Source organism: Nesterenkonia ebinurensis (genome assembly GCF_008711175.1).
GTDB classification, from domain to species: Bacteria; Actinomycetota; Actinomycetes; order Actinomycetales; family Micrococcaceae; genus Nesterenkonia; species Nesterenkonia ebinurensis.
On the sequence record NZ_VWNF01000016.1, the window covers coordinates 1 to 15,545 of the forward strand.

Sequence of the window (15,545 nt, forward strand, 5' to 3'; positions counted from 1 at the left end):
ATCCACACTGGTATAAGGAACCTCAGCGATCTGGATGGTGTTGTTCTCACTGGCCAGGATCGCCTCAGAGAGATCCTTACCCACCTTCTTATCATCAACATCAAAGGCAGCCACGAACTGAACATCAGAGACGTGATAATCACCGAACTGCACATGCATCAACCCCGGCACATCCTGATCAACAGGAGCATCCCTGTAGTACTCCACGCCCTGCACCAAAGACGCCGCGCAATTACCCACGCCCACCAGGGCCACACGAACCGGGTTCTTCGTCATGGTGATATCTCCTCCTTGATTACAGAAAGCACATGGACGCGCTGGGCATTTTCAATAGCTTTCCGCTACTCTCCTAGCTACTCCAATCGCTTGAACAACACGTCACAAACGATCAGCTGAGTTCTCACTTGCGGCTTCTCATAGACGCATGCGGCGGCCGCGAGTGCCGATGTTAGGCGACGACGTCGCCGGCCAGAGTTCCTGCGCCGACACCCGCAGCGGTGCTGGCCCAGGGCGGCACCAAGGCCGTCAGCGCGACTGCGGCACCCTGAATCAGGAAGAAGCAGAATCCCCCAGTCGGTGTAGAACGCAGAGTAGTCCAGACCATTCACCTGCTCTGCCTGGCCTGCTGGTACCACTGCGCGGCGGCGAGCGCAACGACTACAATACCGCCGCCGACCACGGCGTCGAGAAAGAAGTGATTGCCGGTTATCAAGATGCTGAGCAGCATCAACACCGGGAGTACGACGCCGATACAGCGCGTCCAGCATGCTGGTGCTTCACGGACTAGAGCGATTCCCATCAGCAGGTCCCAACCAAAGTGGAAGCTGGGCATCGCCGCATACTGATTGGTGAACGAGGGCGGCTGCAACACTCGGTACGCTTCGGAGTGCATGGAGACCGTGTCCAGGAAACCTAAGTCCAGCAGCCGAGGCGGGGCCATGGGGAACGTAGCCACGATGAGCATCCCCACCAGCCCGGAGATCAGCAGCGTATTCCGGTAGACGAGGAAGGCATCACGTCGTTTCCAGGCCAGCCAGCCGAGCACCGCAGCAATGACTGGCCAGTGGCCCCAGATGTAGATCCAATTCATGAGCTCCAGCACGCCTGGGATGCTCAGCGCCCAATCCTGAAACTCGAGCTCCACATTAATGCCCAGCCACTCCTGCACGTCAATGAGCAGTTCGGCGTTCCGCGTGGCGGTCACCACATCGCCCTCAGTCAGGTTCCGCACACCAAAGTAGACGGCGACGGCGATCAGCACCAGTGGGACTTGGCGAAGCAGGAAGTGCAGCCCCTCCCGCTGCCGAAGAACTTCCGATCCGGCAGCGGTTCCGGCTGCCGCAATGCGGGCGGGAGCTCGTTCCAGACTCACACGTAGCCTCGCACGCGAACTGTGCGGGCCACCCGCTCCAGGGCGATACAGTAGGCGGCCAGCCGGTAGGACTCCTGATGGGACTCCGCCCGCTCTGCCACGGCGTTGAAGGCGCGGGTGAGCCGGACGCAGAGCTCGGTGTTGAACCGGTCCTCGCTCCACTGGAGCTGCTGGATGTTCTGCGCCCACTCGAAATATGACCCAGTGACACCTCCCCCGCTGGCGAGGATGTCGGGAATCACACTGATTCCGCGTTCGGCAATGATCTGATCGGCGGAGGGCGTCACCGGGTAGTTGGCACCCTCTACGATAAGAGCGGCCTTCACATCCCCAGCGTTCTCGTGGGTGATGACCCCACCCAAGGCTGCAGGCACCAGAACGTTGCACTCCAGGCGCAGCAGCTCATCGTTGCTGATCCGCGCATACGCCTCGTCCACTCCGGTAACCGAGCGGCCGTCGGCAGTCGCCTCGATCAGCATCGGAATATCCAAGCCATAGGGGTCATAGAGTCCGCCGGCGACGTCGCTGACTGCGATCACCCAACATCCGCGATCGTGCAGCTCCTGGGCGACCGATCGTCCGACATTGCCGAAGCCCTGAACTGCCACAGCACTGCCTTCTAAGTCCCAGCCCCAGCGTGCGGCTGCCGCTTCCAGCACGTAGACCAGGCCGCGTCCGGTCGCGGCGTCACGGCCTGGTGCCCCGCCGAGTTCCACCGGCTTGCCGGTCACCACCGCGGGGCTGTAACCGTTGCGGGCGCTGTAGGCGTCCATGAACCACGCCATGGTTTGCGCATTGGTGTTCACGTCAGGTGCCGGAATGTCCCGGTAAACTCCGAGCACATGGCTCAACGAGGTCGCGAACTTCCGGGTCAGGGCCTGCAGCTCCCCGGGTGAGAGCTCAGCGGGGTTCACCTGGAGTCCACCTTTAGCCCCGCCGAAGGGAAGGTCCAGCAGGGCAGTCTTCCAGGTCATCAGTGAGGCCAGAGCGCGCACCTGGTCAATATCGGCTTCTGGGTGGTACCGCAGCCCGCCCTTATACGGGCCGCGGGCACCATTGTGCTGTACCCGGTAGCCGTGAACCACCAGCAGACTCCCATCGTCCCGGCGCAGCGGTACCTGCACCGAGACTTCGCGGTAGCTGGAGTCCAGTACCTGGGTGATCTCAGGGTCCAGGCCCAGGACTACCGCCGCGGAGTCTACGTAGTACCGGACAGCCTCATCGGCGCCGAGCTCGCGACTCACTGCAGGTGGGGCGTGACTCATCATTCTCCTTCGTTTCACCGGGTAGTTCAGATTCAGCGTGCCACCGCGAAACGCGTGGATTCCATTTCTTGAACGGCCGCGGAAAGTCGGTCAGCGTTCCGGCGCCGAGACACTGTTCTGGCGGTTCCGGGTAAACAGAATCAGACAGAGCCCGACGACGCCCCACGCACCCAGCACGGTCCAGGCCAGCCCGGAGCCTGCACCGTCGAAGAAGGCTACCGAGCGCAACGCGGTGACCGTCGCCCCCGGCGGCAGCAGCTGACCGAACTCACCCCAGCCGGCAGGCAACATCTCGGGCGCGCTGCCTGCCCCGGATAGCGGATTGCCCAGCAGCATCATGGTCAGCACCACGAGCACAATCCCTGGCCTGCCCAACAATCGGAATAGACCGACCATGCTCAGCGCGATAGCTGAGATTCCGAGAGCGAGGACAGCGGCGTTAGCCCAATAGGATCCGGCAAGTGATCCCATCCAGCCCTGCAGGATTCCGGTAAAGACCAGCGCGCCGGCACCTGCAATGCCGAGTACAGTCACCAGCTGCCGGCCACGCGTGCACAAGAGCAGGGAAGACACCGCACCAGCGATGATCCCGCCCATCACCAGAGGAAGAACCGCGCTGGTCAATCCGACTCCGCGGGGATCGTCTCCCGGAAGGGGCACCACATCGCGCATTGGCAACGGGCCACCGGTTTCTTCGGGCACGACGGCCGCAATCTGCTGCAGAACTTGAGCAACTGCTGGACTGGCCGCCGAGGCAGTGAGCAGTTCGCCGCCTGCCGAGCCAAGAATAATGGCACCGTAGGCCTCTCGGTCCAGAATGGCCCCCTCGGCAGCATCTGCGTCCGCCACTGTCTCAAGGTCCAGAGCGTCCTCACCCAAAGCCTCGGCGAGACCTTGGTCGAGCATAGTCACCGCCTGCTCTGGGCCGGCAACGACTACCGGAACGCTTCGCGGTTCACTGGAGATATTCGGCCAGGCGAAAGCAATGAGCACCAGGGCCAAGAGCGTGGTGATTCCCAGGACCACCGCGACGACCCTGGACCAGGGCATCTGCGCTTCGATCTCATTCTCCGTTGTTTCGATATCAGGTGCAGGATTCATGGTCACTCCTCACAAAAATGAATGTTCGTTCTGTTTAAGGATCCTGGCACTCCGCGTCCTTGTCAAGAATGAACGTTCTCTATACAGTGAGCCCATGCCTCGCGTCACCGAACAGCACCGAGCCGCCAGAAAAGAGCAGATCCTTGACGCCACTATGCGATGTGTGGCTCGCGAAGGGTTCCACAAGACCTCTATGGCCCAAATCATCGAGGAATCGGGCCTCTCGGCTGGTGCGGTCTATGTCTACTTCCGGAGCAAAAGGGACATCATCGCGGCCATCGCCGAACGCGCTATCAGCACCATCCAGCCGATGGTCGACAGTCCCCCGCAGCTTGCGGATCCCCCTTCCCCATCAGAGATCATCGAGATGATCACCACGGCCGTGGTCGAGCATGCTCAGAGCCTCGAGGTCGATGTCACCCGGGTCGCCGTGGCCATCTGGGGCGAGGCCCTCAGGGACGAATCCATCCGCGAGATAGCCGTTGAAGTCTTCGGTCGCATCCGCACAGTGTTGGCCGCTTCGATTCAAGCGCAGAAAGACCGTGGCACCCTGGCTCCCTCCACTGATGTGAACAACGCCGCAAAAACCCTGTTCTCACTGATGCCCGGCTTCATTCTTCAACGCCTGATCCTCAACGACGTCGCCCCCGCCTCCTACGCCGCCGGTGCAAGAGCTCTGGGTATCCCCTGACCTGCGCACCCCGGAATCCATCGACCCAACGAGATGCAGGGGATATAGCCATTAACGTAAAAGTCCAGCGCAAAGGAACAGTCCTTCGCGGAGAATTGCTGGGGCCGGCCAAAGCTCCGCTGGTGGTGTTCACCCATGGCGGATTCATGGACCGCCATATGTTCACCGACCAGCTGCACCCTGTGATTGACGCCGGCTACCGTGTCCTGACATGGGACATCCGAGGCCATGGAGAATCCCAACCACGTGGGGCAGGGCCTTGAAGGACGCCGCACCTCGATTCCCCAGCTGATCACCCGAGGCGAAGCCGATACCGGTGGAGCTGGCCGACTGACAGACATGACAGCCTCCCACTGTGTCTCGCGCGATCCATACGCCCAGTACGAACTCATCCCCCGAGCCGGGCACCAAGCGCATCAGGACCAGCCTGAGATTTTCAACGAACTACTATTGGACTTCCTCAGCCGCTGACAGCAACCCACAGACTCAACTGATCGCCTCGATTGCGGCCGAGGATGAAGCCCTCCGCAGTTAGTCAGACAAGACTTTAAGCATGCAGATTCTGGGCCAACTATCCAGGCCGAGTTCAGCTTCCTTACGTCGGATTGCTGCCAGGCCGGGAGTGATGTCCTCTGGTGTGAGCTCCACGAACCCCGGACGACGGTAGTACGGCGCATTCCATGGAACGTCCATGAACGTCTCCACGTATCCTCCACATCGGTTACGAAAGTTTGAGGTCAGTGGCGAAGGAACCCGCCATGGTCGGGTGCAGTGTTGGCAGTCGCGACGATCCGAGCGATAAGCGCACTCCCTAGTGCGAAGGACAAAGCTCCTTGGGTCAGGGCGAGAACCCGCAGTGCGACAGGATTGGCGAGGGTGAACGCAAGCAGGGTCCAGCCAACCGCCAAGAACGGGCCGGTCCAGGTGATCAGCCGACTCCAATACTTATCACAGAATCGTCCAGCCATAGTGACGCCAATGAAAGCGCCGATGCCGAAGATGGTCAGCAGTGCCGGTACAGCACGCCCAATTAGACCGGTTGAATCAGTGGCGATTACTCGCCACATAAGCAGCCATGCAAGCAGTCAGCGGTTTTCCTGCGCCAGTGCGACCACGGCGTCGAGTTTCTCAGGGTTGCGGATCATATCGATCCGGGTGACCAACCCGCACCGGACTTCGAGCCACGCCACTGTGTCGATGCGGCCTGCCTGGTGGCCGATGATCCCGGCCCTGCCGTTGATTGTTCCTATCTCCCAGCTCAGCGCGGCTACCTCGGGTGTGGCCAGCACTCCAGCGGCGAAGCGGATCACTTTCTCGATGCCAAGGATCGGATTCAGCGCGGCCTTAGCATGGCCACCAGCATCGGTGGTCAGCACCACATCGGGAGCCAGGGCAGAGACGAACTCTTCCAGCGGCAGCTTACCCCGGCTGACCCCAAGCAGCTTCTCTGTCATCTCCCTATGCGCCGCCGCATCCCCCGGATGCGGGCCAGATGCCTCCCTCACATGAGCGCGGGCGCGGCTCACCAGCTTCCGGACAGCGTCTTCAGACCGGTCGAGAGTCTCAGCCACCTCCCAATACGAAAGCTCAAACACCTCACGTAGCACAAAGGCCGCGCGCTCCAACGGGGAGAGCACGTCCAGGACCACCAGTAGAGCAAGCGAGACATCATCTGCGATCTCAGCGGCTCTACCAGGCTCAGACTCCTCATCAGTGGAGATCGGCTCCGGCAGCCACGGCCCCGGGTAGTCCTCGCGCCGGCGCTGCTGAGCACGCAGACTGTTCAGCGCAGTGCGTGTCACCACGCGCAACAGATACGACCGCGGCTCTCGAACTTTGGCGAGCTCCACGTTCTGCCAACGCAGCCAGGCTTCCTGTACCACATCCTCACTGTCCTGGACTGCACCCAGCACACGATACGCCGCTCCAAACAACGCGTTGCGGTGTCCAGCGAACACGGCAACGTGCTCGCTGGTGCTCTGCTGCTCTACGGGATCCGGTATGGACTCACTCATCGCTCCAGCCTTGGCTCACCTGGCCCCTGTATGTCACATTCTGCCTTGAACCCCTGTCCAGTCAGTCCCATACTGGAGTTGGTCCGAGAACGATAGTTCTCCAAACTCACCCAAGCGGTCAGCTCCACGATCTGCTCATCATCAAGATCCTCACGAAGACGGGCGACCATCTCATCGGTGACCGTTGGAGGAGTGTTAGTCGCGGCCACTGAATATTCGATCACTACCCGCTCCAAGGGAGTGTGGACATCGCTGGTCTTCCACAACGGCACCTGACGCAGCTTCTCCGGGTCCACACCCTGGTGATAATTCTCCCAATACCCGAAGTCCAAACACCAGGTGCACCCTATCTCCTGTGCCGATGCCATCACCGCCAGTGCTTGAAGGTCCTTGGGCAGCTTCTTCCACCGGGAAGCAGCCAGTTCAAGACCCAGAGTCGAGAACAGTACACCACGATGGTGCAGACCAACCCTGAGCGGATCAAGAACCCGCCCGTACACCCTCTGTGAGAACCACCCCACGAAAGATGCCAAGGGACCGGATCTATCTAAGGGAATCCGGGCCGAAGAGCTGATAGATGCGTTATTGATGGTGGACCTCATGAGGACCATCTCCTTCATCGTCGACTACGACAGCACATCACTGTCTGCGACGAAGACACCTCGCGAGCTCGTTCTGTGACATCGACTGCTGAATATGATCACTATCCGGGACTCGCCCCCACCTCGTAAGCTGACCTTGTGGAAGTTGCAGCCAAGGTCGGCCTGTCCGAAGTCTCAACGTCGACCTGGGAGAAAACACCGCTGCGACCGCATTATGCTGACGAATTCGTCCTGCAACTCAATACTCCAGTTAAGGAACGACCCGAAGACTGGGCGCGGGCAATCTTCGGAGACCGTCCCGATATGGGCCAATGGTTCATTTTTCAAGCACTACTGCACTACCCCTTGCAGATGCAGCCCTCTCCTCACACAGTGGTGGGCTGGCCAATAGCACAGCAGACCGAGAACTGGATTCGCCTTGAGAACCGTTCTGCATCCACCACCTGTCATCTGTTGATAAGCAGGGATGATGACAAGGTGTCACTGACCACTCTGATGCGGTACCACCGCCGGTTTGGGAAATGGACCTGGGAGCCACTCTCCTTTATCCACCGACGACTTGCACCTGATCTTCTGCGCAACGCGGCCAGAGCTCTCGATCCTGCGATAACTCAGCACACCCCCTGACCTCCGCACCATGTAATTACGCCAATAGCTGGCGTAGTCACGTATCGGCAACGAGTTCTACTTTGGCGCGTTTCTGGTGGAGGAGCTGCGTGCAGCCGTGATGATGCCTGCTAGGGCGGTACGAACCGCATCGAGTTCGGCAATGCGCTCAGCGATGTGGGCTTCTTCGCGCTCGAACTCGGCGACGAGGTCTTCACATGCTGGGACAAGGAAACTCCCGTCGTCGACCATGCATGGCAGTACCTCGCGAGCCATATCGGTGTTGATCCCAGCGGCCAGAAGGAATCTGATCCGGCGGACCTGCTCGACATCCTGGTCGCTGTACGAGCGGTACCCGTTAGGCAGCCGGGCTGGTTCGAGAAGCCCTTGTTCCTCGTAGTAGCGCAGGGTTCTGCTACTCACGCCCGCACGGCTACTTAGCTCACCAATCTTCATCGCACACCATCCAGGGCTTGACCTTCACGCCGGCGTCAACCTTTAGCGTAACAGCATGACTTCTCCATCAGTCCCGCAGCACACAACAGACTCCACTACGACAGTAACCGTCATCGGCCTCGGCCCGATGGGACGGGCACTTGCCAGCGCCCTCCTGGAGGCAGGCCACCGGGTGACGGTCTGGAACCGTACTCCCGGTAAGGCCAGCGACCTGATCACTGCTGGCGCCCGACTCGCCAGCTCGCCCGCCGAAGCACTGGAGGGGGCCGGAGTAGCGGTGTTCTGCCTGGTTGATGACGATGCTGTCACCTCCACCATCGATCAGGCGAGGGGCAGCGTCGATCTGGCGGGACTGGTCATGGTCAACCTCACCGCCGACAGCCCTGCTCGCACACGCGTCCTGGCCGGCCAACTCGGCGCACTCGGCATCATCCTCATCGATGGCGCGATCATGACCCCGGCTGCTGCGGTTGGGACCGAGGCGACCCGTATCCTCTACGCCGGGCCGCAACAGGCCTACAAGGATCACAGCGGTCTGTTATCGGCCTTCGGAGGCACCGCCTATTACCTTGGCGATGACATAGCAGCAGCCGCCACCTACGACGTCGCACTCCTATCCCTGTTCTGGATTTCGATCGCGGGTCTCGCTCAGGCACTTGCCCTCACTCGTGCCGAAGGACTCGACGTCGAAGATTTCACCCCTCACGCAGTCGCAATGGGTGGACTCGTCGTAGACCTGCTGCCCGGCCTGACCGCCGACTTCGCGGCAGAACGCTACTCCGGCTTCGACAGTGCCTCCATCCGCTCCCTGTCAGCAAGCCTGACGCATCTGCGGTCAGCGTGTGCCCACTCAGGAGTCAGCACCGACGTTCTTGACGCGATCAGTTCCGTGGTCAAAGACGCAGTACACGCCGGACACGGCGCAGATGCCCCAATCAGGCTCGCCGAGACCCTAATACCAGAACAATCGAAACCCTCGCCCTTATAGCCAGCAACAGTGCTTCCACGCCTTCCGGCCGAGTCATATCCGGAACTCTATGTGGGGGAGGGTATGGCCTGGGACTGACTCGCTGACGGGCGTCCAATCGTCCGGGCACCGTGCCTGGCTCTAGCAGGTGCTGCTCCAGTGCCACCTTCGGCGTGGAGTAGGTGTCCAGGCCCGGGTTCCACCGTAGGGTGATCCTCAGTCACAGGGACCGGGAGCTCAGGGTACCGGATTCATCACGATCCATCCGGATGTGTTCTGCGCCAAGCTTGACCAAGCCCGCTGCGTCCGTACAGCGTCCGCGGCTGACTAACCGGACAGTCCATCCTCCTACGAGGAGCCGCACTGCCATGGCGCGGCCAATCTGCCTGGTGCCGCCGATGACTACAGCAATGCGCGCCATCATCACACCCGGTTGACTTCGCGTCGGTTGAATCCGAGGAGGCCGATGGTGATGCCCACAACGCCGATGAGAGACAGCCACAGGATGGGTGCCCAGCTGATGTCGTCGACGGGGTACTGAGCTAGGTGACCAAAGATATTCAGGTCATACGCCCAGTCCGGCAGCTCGAGCAGGCCTCCGAATGCCGCCACTATCCCGCCGTATCCGACGATTACCCAACCGACTCCACCGGCAGCCTTGGGCAGCCAGCCGAACAGGGCCGCCACGATTCCAATGACTGCTAGCACCGTTGATCCTTGCAAGAAGGTGGCAAGGAACAGCTGGCCGAAGTACTCGCCACCACCCTCATCGAGTGAGGCCACAGCCCCGATGCCCATACCGAGTCCGGTCAGCCCCAGGATCAGCAGGACGCCGACTACCAGAACTGTCAGATGAGATCCGAACCAGTATGACCGTCCTACAGGGGCCGACAAGGCATACTCTGCTCGGCCTCGGCTTTCCTCGATCCGCAACTGAGTAATGCCGCTGACTGCAGCCGCTGCCACGAGCACAGCCATGAAGACTCCCATATAGGCCAGGTAGCCGAGCATCATGTCATCGCCGGCGAACAGCTGAGCGAAATCATCAGGAAGGTCATCGGCTGCGTCAATCATGGTCTGCGCGAAGCTGCCGAACAACAGCCCTGAGAGAATCAGTCCAATACCCCAGCCCCGCAGTCCTCCCAAGAGCCCGTGTGAAGCCAGGCCCAGTGGTGTGCCCAATGAGGGTTTGGCCTCTGCCCGGCCCAGCCGAGCGTGCAGCAGACTCGCCCCGACGTCCCGCTTGGTCGAAAGGAAATAGCCAAGCCAGATGAAGACGACCGTACAGCCGAAAGGCAGCAGCAGCGGCCACCAGCGGTCCTCCACATACGGAGCCGTCTGCTGAGTCCAAGCCAGCGGGGAGAACCAGGACAGAGCGTTTCCTCCCTGCTCCGCGGCGTCGCCGCCCATGCGAATCACATAGGCTAGGGCGAGCACCCCACCTGCCATAGCGGAGGCACCGCGCGAGGCCTCGCTGAGCTGAACCGTCACCGCCGTGATGGCAAGGAAGAAGAGTCCTACCGCCAAGGATCCCACAGCAACCAGCGCTGATCCCTCAGCGCTGTACTCAGCTGCCGCTCCGGCAAAGATGATCGCAGCAATGATGACGTTCGCCACTACACCCAGCGTCAGGGTTGCCGTGAGCCTGGCATGACGCCCGACTACATTCGCCCGAACCAGTTCCTCTCGATCAGTCTCTTCTTCGACTCGAGTATGCCGGACCACTGTAAAGATGCTGAACAGGGCAATCACCAGGTATGTCATCAGCACATAGGCAGCAGAGAACATCCGCTCAAAGCTGGGATCATCCATCCCAAAACCGGGACCGGTCATCATCCGTGTCACAGGGTCAGCGAATAATGTGGCCATGTCGTGAAGCTCTGCCTCATTATCGGCATAGGCCTTGGGAGCCTGCGCCATATAGGCTCCGAGAACACCGAGGCTAAGCACCCAAACCGTTGTGCGAATCCGGTCACGACGAAGCATGAAGCGCAGCAGTACCCAAGTTCCGGCCAGCGAAGATTGCTTGCCTGAAGCAGGGGACGGAGCGTGCCGCGCCTGAGTCACAGTTGTCGTCGTCATTCAGGACACCTTCTTCGTAGTCGAGGAGCTCACGCCACGACCGGAGAGATCGTCCCCGTAGTGGCGCATCAGCAGCTGCTCCAGGGTCGGCGGGTGGGCAACAATCGAACGGATACCAAGCCCCGCCAGAGAGTCCATGACCTCCCGAATATGGTCACCGTCGACCTCAAAGACCGTGCGCTCGCCCTCAGCATGGAAATCGTGGACAAAACTCAGCCCCTGGAGCTGCTGAGCAGACTTCTCGGTCTCGACCTCAATGGTGGTCCGGGTCATGTGCCGTAGTTCAGATAGAGTGCCGGATTCCACGATGTGTCCGGCACGGATTATGGAGATCCGGTCAGAGAGCGCCTCAACCTGGGCGAGAATGTGACTGGAGAGCAGCACAGATTTTCCCTGCGCTTTGGCCTCCTTGATCACCTCTTGGAAGACTACTTCCATGAGCGGGTCCAACCCGGCCGTCGGCTCGTCGAGCAGCAGCAGATCCACATCGGCAGCCAGTGCCGAGATCAGTGCAACTTTCTGCCGATTGCCCTTGGAGTACGTACGGGTCTTCTTCCGTGGGTCCAGGTCGAAGCGCTCAATGAGATCGTCCCGGCGCTTGGTGCTGAAGTTCGTCTCGCCCTCGTTCGCACGCAAGCGCAGGAACATGTCAATCACCTCACCGCCGGTGAGGTTCGGCCACAGTTCCACGTCGCCAGGCACATACGCCAGACGGCGATGCAGCGCCACAGCATCCTTCCAGGGGTCACGACCGAACAGCTGGATCACGCCGGAGTCGGGGCGCAGCAATCCAAGCAGCACGCGCATGGTGGTGGACTTCCCAGCACCATTAGGCCCCAAATAGCCGTGTACCTCCCCAGGTGCGATGTTCAGATTAAGATTGTCCAAGGCCCGAACCGGTCCAAACTCTTTGACCAAGTCCTGAGCGTAAATCACAGGAGCGTTCTCACTCATCATGATTCCTTTCGTTGAAAGTTGGTAAGTGCCGGGTTAGGCCGCGGCATCATGTTCTTCGTAACTGGGCATGGGAGCCTCTGGGTCGTTCAGAAATCCATAAGGATTGGAGTTGAAGATGCCCTCGGTGTAGATCTCCATGAGCGGAGCTACGTAGAGCATGAACTTCTCCGGTGAGTCATCAAGCAGGCTGACTCCGAGCAGGCGCTTCATCTGTCTGTGGAACACGACCGCCCCCAGCCCTTGCAGCAGCATCACTGCCACTCGGCGCCGCTCATCGACTGAAGGCTTCACCAGGCCGTTGCGCACTGCCTCTGTGGTGTAGGCGACAGCACCATCCACCAAGTCATCCATCAGGGCATTGATCTCGGGGCCCCCAACCATCAGCGATTGGATGATGTAGCGCAGGATCGGCCGACTCTCTTCCCCGTAGAGCAGCAAATGCTCCACCGTGAAGCTCTCACCCATCGCAACTGCTTCGGCCTTCATCTGATAAACACGGTCCGCCGCATACCGGTCACAGGCTCTACGCAGACCGTTCTTCGAATCGAAGTGATGAATGATCAGCGGCGCCGAGACACCGGCACGCGCTCCGATGGTCTTCAGACTCACACCTGAGAAGCCAAGCTCACCGTAGAGATAGATCGCTGAGTCGATGATCCTCTCACGCGCCGGAACCCCATTGTCACCCTGACGTCGAAAACCGCGATAGACATACCTTCCCATCACCACCACTCCTTTCTCTGGGGACTGACTACTTAACGAGGGTTCAGCGTTGCCCAAAAGGTAGTTATCGCGCTCAGAGCAGTGCAAAAAACTGAATATTGGCCGGAGTGTCATTCAACTGGAACGTGAAGATGGCCGGCGCAGCCGTTGGCTCGGCGCTCTCCGTATTCAACTGGTGTGGTTCATAGGGCACATGTAGCGTGCAGAACTGGCAGCCTATAAGCGCGGTGAGATTGAAGCTATTACTGATGAAGAGCTGGGGCGGCGTCTGGGCCTCGACGACTGAGGGCTCGGGCAGGTGACTGAGGTGTCATGGTGGACCTAGATCATAGCGAGTTGACCATTATCGCTATGTACGTAGACCACCTTTCCAAGGTCTACGACTGAAGCCGGGTCAAGGGCGACGGTCATCTGTGCGGAAGCCGTAGACGGCTGCGACGAGCGAGGGCAGCCAAGCATGAGAAAACCCCTGGCCTTTGGGCTGTTTAGCCGTCTGACCAGGGGACTGTCTACTGTATCCAGGTGGTGCGCCCAAAGGGATTCGAACCCCTGACCTTCGGTTCCGTAGATTGATCTGACCGTTTCGCTGACCTGCCCGTTTCATGATCGCTCCAGGTCAGCGCCGTTGTGGACGTTTGGGGTGATGGCTGGTTATTGGTGGCTTATGATCCTCGTGTCTACACAGTGTCTACAGAATGGACTGCTTCAGCCATCCTGGCATCCCACGACACTGACCTCGAACCAGCCATAGATGCCGCGGAACGCACGAGTTCAGTGTTATCGAAACGACGGGCTGGAAAGGTAAGAAGCACCTGCGTAGTGGAAACCACGGAGAGTGGCACACCTTCCTGGGCTCTGTCGCTTTCGTGAACTCACCAGACAGGATGAACTACAGCTAGCAATCTCCAGCCTTTACCTGTCTCCAGACGAATGAACCTGGCGCGTATTTTCATCCAGGCCCATCTGCCCGAGGTGCCCAATCCATGCCGAAGCTCAGTCTGCTTGGCTAAAGACCATGTGGATTCGTTGGACCGTAGTAATAAATGAGGCTACCGCTAAGAGAATCATTACGATTAAGAGCACGGCATCCGGCAAGCCGAGACCCACGAGTCCAGCGCTGACGAGGGCCGCTACTAAGCGTTCGGGGCGTTCGGCAATACCAGTGTTGGCATCATACCCCTCAGACTCTGCCCGCGCTCGGATATAGGAGACCAACAGCCCCAGGACAAGGCAGAGCACAGCCGCTGCGCCGATGCCGTAGTTCTCGCCTGCGCCGAAGTAGTAAAGCAGCAGCCCGAGAAAGATGGCACTGTCCTGGATTCGGTCACACACAGAGTCAAGAAAGCCGCCGTAGACACTGAGCTTCTTCCCAAGGCGGGCCATTAGTCCGTCCAACAGGTCACTGAATACGAACGCTGTGATCACCACGGTTCCCCAGAAAAGCTCACTCAGGGGATAGAGAACTAGGGCACCGGAGCAGACCCCGACTGTCCCTATCACGGTGACCGCGTTCGGGGTGAGGCCAAGCCTCAGCAGGAACTTGGCGATCGGCGTCAGCAGGGCAGAGAAGAACGCCCGGGTGTGCCTAAGCATCGGTTTCGCCTAGTCTCGCGCTTAGTCTACGACGGTGTCCTGTGATCACTGCTAGAACAGCCAGCACGATCGTGCCGCCAACCACGGCGTCGAGGAAGAAGTGGTTGCCGGTGATCACGATGCTGAGAAGCATCAGTACCGGAAGCGCAACGCCGATACAGCGCGCCCAACACGCGGGGGCTTCACGCACCAGGGCGATTCCCATCAGCAGGTCCCACCCGAAGTGGAAACTGGGCATCGCTGCGTACTGGTTAGTGAACGAGGGCGGCTGCAGCACCCTATACGCCTCAGAATGCATCGACACTGTATCGAGGAATCCCAGGTCCAGCAGTCGGGGTGGGGCCATCGGGAAGGTAGCCACAATAAGCATCCCGACCAGTCCTGAGATCAGCAGCGTGTTGCGGTAAATGAGGAAGGCTTCACGTCGCCTCCAGGCCAGCCAGCCCAGAACCGCAGCGATGACCGGCCAGTGGCCCCAGATGTAGACCCAGTTCATCACCTCCAACACTCCGGGGATGCTCAGCGCCCAGTCCTGAAATTCAAGCTCCACATAGATGCCCGACCACTTCTGCACATCGATGAGCAGTTCGGCGTTGCGCGTGGCAGTCTCGACGTCGCCCTCAGTCATGTTCCGTACACCAAAGTAGACTGCGACGGCAATCAGCACCAGCGGCACTTGTCGCAGGAGGAACCGGAGTCCTTCTCTGCGTCCTATCTCCTGCGAGGGGTCCAATGCGACCGGCTCCGGAACTGAGACACTACTCAACGCGGGTTCCCGAAATCATGGATGAAGGCTTCGACCAGCTCATGGGCGACGTCGTCGTGGTATTGCTGGGGTGGGGATTTCATGAAGTAGGCCGAGGCTGCCAGTAGGGGGCCGCCGATCCCGCGGTCCAGGCCGATCTTGGCTGCCCGGATGGCGTCAATGATCACCCCGGCGGAGTTCGGGGAGTCCCAGACCTCTAGCTTCAACTCAATGGAGAGTGGAGCATCACCGAAGTTCCGGCCCTCCAGGCGGATATAAGCCCATTTACGGTCATCGAGCCAGGGCACATAATCACTAGGACCGATATGCACATCCCGGTCAGCGAGCTTCGCAGTGGTATTAGAGGTCA

At 60.0% G+C, this 15,545-nt stretch carries 17 protein-coding genes and 2 pseudogenes; 5 read left to right on the forward strand and 14 right to left on the reverse strand.

The genetic code is table 11. The annotated features are described in order from the left end of the window. The 5 genes and pseudogenes from F0311_RS07305 to F0311_RS07320 all read right to left on the reverse strand — a co-directional run. Positions 1-276 (reverse strand): annotated as a pseudogene (locus F0311_RS07305) (inositol-3-phosphate synthase); the annotation flags it as partial. A gap of 172 nt (positions 277-448) precedes the next feature. Then, complete coding sequence (locus tag F0311_RS17990) at positions 449-604, reverse strand: hypothetical protein (RefSeq protein WP_191089797.1); 156 nt, start codon at positions 602-604, stop codon at positions 449-451. Beyond that, on the reverse strand, positions 605-1,372 hold the full coding sequence (locus tag F0311_RS07310) for a phosphatase PAP2 family protein (protein ID WP_191089798.1): 768 nt from the start codon (positions 1,370-1,372) through the stop codon (positions 605-607). It lies immediately after the preceding gene. Continuing rightward, entirely contained in the window at positions 1,369-2,637 is a 1,269-nt protein-coding gene (locus tag F0311_RS07315) for a Glu/Leu/Phe/Val family dehydrogenase (RefSeq protein ID WP_150461297.1), read from the reverse strand. The genes F0311_RS07310 and F0311_RS07315 overlap by 4 nt, the downstream gene beginning before the upstream one ends. 90 nt (positions 2,638-2,727) lie before the next feature. Then, positions 2,728-3,738: a hypothetical protein gene (locus tag F0311_RS07320; RefSeq protein WP_223881197.1), complete on the reverse strand. Its 1,011-nt coding sequence runs from the start codon at positions 3,736-3,738 to the stop codon at positions 2,728-2,730. 94 nt (positions 3,739-3,832) lie between these two features. Here F0311_RS07320 and F0311_RS07325 point away from each other — a divergent pair, with 94 nt between their 5' ends. The 3 genes from F0311_RS07325 (at position 3,833) to F0311_RS07330 (ending at position 4,900) form a co-directional block, all read left to right on the forward strand. After that, a complete protein-coding gene (locus F0311_RS07325; RefSeq protein WP_191089799.1) occupies positions 3,833-4,429 on the forward strand; it encodes a TetR/AcrR family transcriptional regulator in 597 nt (198 codons plus the stop codon). A gap of 158 nt (positions 4,430-4,587) precedes the next feature. Continuing rightward, positions 4,588-4,692: a hypothetical protein gene (locus F0311_RS19000; RefSeq protein WP_396897424.1), complete on the forward strand. Its 105-nt coding sequence runs from the start codon at positions 4,588-4,590 to the stop codon at positions 4,690-4,692. Beyond that, positions 4,658-4,900, forward strand: a complete 243-nt coding sequence (locus tag F0311_RS07330) for an alpha/beta fold hydrolase (protein ID WP_150461300.1) — start codon at positions 4,658-4,660, stop codon at positions 4,898-4,900. The genes F0311_RS19000 and F0311_RS07330 overlap by 35 nt, the downstream gene beginning before the upstream one ends. Positions 4,901-5,514: 614 nt before the next feature. Here F0311_RS07330 and sigJ read toward each other — a convergent pair. Both sigJ and F0311_RS07345 read right to left on the reverse strand, forming a co-directional pair. Further along, on the reverse strand, positions 5,515-6,444 hold the full coding sequence (gene sigJ, locus F0311_RS07340; protein WP_150461302.1) for an RNA polymerase sigma factor SigJ: 930 nt from the start codon (positions 6,442-6,444) through the stop codon (positions 5,515-5,517). Then, a complete protein-coding gene (locus F0311_RS07345; protein ID WP_150461303.1) occupies positions 6,441-7,046 on the reverse strand; it encodes a carboxymuconolactone decarboxylase family protein in 606 nt (201 codons plus the stop codon). Before F0311_RS07345 ends, sigJ begins: the two co-directional genes overlap by 4 nt. Positions 7,047-7,184: 138 nt before the next feature. Here F0311_RS07345 and F0311_RS07350 point away from each other — a divergent pair, with 138 nt between their 5' ends. Continuing rightward, complete coding sequence (locus F0311_RS07350; RefSeq protein ID WP_150461304.1) at positions 7,185-7,673, forward strand: hypothetical protein; 489 nt, start codon at positions 7,185-7,187, stop codon at positions 7,671-7,673. Positions 7,674-7,730: 57 nt separating this feature from the next. On the opposite strand, the gene F0311_RS07355 is transcribed toward F0311_RS07350, so the two are convergent. Next, complete coding sequence (locus tag F0311_RS07355; RefSeq protein ID WP_150461305.1) at positions 7,731-8,108, reverse strand: MerR family transcriptional regulator; 378 nt, start codon at positions 8,106-8,108, stop codon at positions 7,731-7,733. Between the two features lie 55 nt (positions 8,109-8,163). On the opposite strand from F0311_RS07355, the gene F0311_RS07360 reads away from it, so the two are divergent. Then, a complete protein-coding gene (locus F0311_RS07360; protein ID WP_150461306.1) occupies positions 8,164-9,096 on the forward strand; it encodes an NAD(P)-dependent oxidoreductase in 933 nt (310 codons plus the stop codon). Between the two features lie 402 nt (positions 9,097-9,498). Here F0311_RS07360 and F0311_RS07365 read toward each other — a convergent pair whose 3' ends face one another. The 6 genes and pseudogenes from F0311_RS07365 to F0311_RS07390 form a co-directional block, all read right to left on the reverse strand. Next, entirely contained in the window at positions 9,499-11,157 is a 1,659-nt protein-coding gene (locus F0311_RS07365; RefSeq protein WP_150461307.1) for an ABC transporter permease, read from the reverse strand. Further along, positions 11,158-12,111 carry an ABC transporter ATP-binding protein gene (locus F0311_RS07370; protein WP_150461308.1) on the reverse strand — a complete coding sequence of 318 codons (954 nt, stop codon included), beginning with the start codon at positions 12,109-12,111 and terminating at the stop codon, positions 11,158-11,160. 36 nt (positions 12,112-12,147) lie between these two features. Next, complete coding sequence (locus F0311_RS07375; RefSeq protein ID WP_191089801.1) at positions 12,148-12,837, reverse strand: TetR family transcriptional regulator; 690 nt, start codon at positions 12,835-12,837, stop codon at positions 12,148-12,150. Positions 12,838-13,830: 993 nt separating this feature from the next. Next, on the reverse strand, positions 13,831-14,430 hold the full coding sequence (pgsA, locus tag F0311_RS07380; protein WP_150461310.1) for a phosphatidylinositol phosphate synthase: 600 nt from the start codon (positions 14,428-14,430) through the stop codon (positions 13,831-13,833). After that, positions 14,423-15,058, reverse strand: a complete 636-nt coding sequence (locus tag F0311_RS07385; RefSeq protein ID WP_150461311.1) for a phosphatase PAP2 family protein — start codon at positions 15,056-15,058, stop codon at positions 14,423-14,425. The genes pgsA and F0311_RS07385 overlap by 8 nt, the downstream gene beginning before the upstream one ends. Before the next feature lie 134 nt (positions 15,059-15,192). Next, positions 15,193-15,545, reverse strand: a pseudogene (locus F0311_RS07390) (inositol-3-phosphate synthase); the annotation flags it as partial.

Excerpts from the sequence above, each read along its gene's own strand:
- F0311_RS17990 (WP_191089797.1), bottom strand. The coding sequence starts at position 604 with ATGGTCTGGACTACTCTGCGTTCTACACCGACTGGGGGATTCTGCTTC.
- F0311_RS07315 (WP_150461297.1), bottom strand. The coding sequence starts at position 2,637 with ATGAGTCACGCCCCACCTGCAGTGAGTCGCGAGCTCGGCGCCGATGAG.
- F0311_RS07320 (WP_223881197.1), bottom strand. The coding sequence starts at position 3,738 with ATGAATCCTGCACCTGATATCGAAACAACGGAGAATGAGATCGAAGCG.
- F0311_RS07325 (WP_191089799.1), top strand. The coding sequence starts at position 3,833 with ATGCCTCGCGTCACCGAACAGCACCGAGCCGCCAGAAAAGAGCAGATC.
- F0311_RS19000 (WP_396897424.1), top strand. The coding sequence starts at position 4,588 with ATGTTCACCGACCAGCTGCACCCTGTGATTGACGCCGGCTACCGTGTC.
- F0311_RS07330 (WP_150461300.1), top strand. The coding sequence starts at position 4,658 with ATGGAGAATCCCAACCACGTGGGGCAGGGCCTTGAAGGACGCCGCACC.
- sigJ (WP_150461302.1), bottom strand. The coding sequence starts at position 6,444 with ATGAGTGAGTCCATACCGGATCCCGTAGAGCAGCAGAGCACCAGCGAG.
- F0311_RS07345 (WP_150461303.1), bottom strand. The coding sequence starts at position 7,046 with ATGAGGTCCACCATCAATAACGCATCTATCAGCTCTTCGGCCCGGATT.
- F0311_RS07355 (WP_150461305.1), bottom strand. The coding sequence starts at position 8,108 with ATGAAGATTGGTGAGCTAAGTAGCCGTGCGGGCGTGAGTAGCAGAACC.
- F0311_RS07360 (WP_150461306.1), top strand. The coding sequence starts at position 8,164 with ATGACTTCTCCATCAGTCCCGCAGCACACAACAGACTCCACTACGACA.
- F0311_RS07365 (WP_150461307.1), bottom strand. The coding sequence starts at position 11,157 with ATGACGACGACAACTGTGACTCAGGCGCGGCACGCTCCGTCCCCTGCT.
- F0311_RS07370 (WP_150461308.1), bottom strand. The coding sequence starts at position 12,111 with ATGAGTGAGAACGCTCCTGTGATTTACGCTCAGGACTTGGTCAAAGAG.
- F0311_RS07375 (WP_191089801.1), bottom strand. The coding sequence starts at position 12,837 with ATGGGAAGGTATGTCTATCGCGGTTTTCGACGTCAGGGTGACAATGGG.
- pgsA (WP_150461310.1), bottom strand. The coding sequence starts at position 14,430 with ATGCTTAGGCACACCCGGGCGTTCTTCTCTGCCCTGCTGACGCCGATC.
- F0311_RS07385 (WP_150461311.1), bottom strand. The coding sequence starts at position 15,058 with ATGACTGAGGGCGACGTCGAGACTGCCACGCGCAACGCCGAACTGCTC.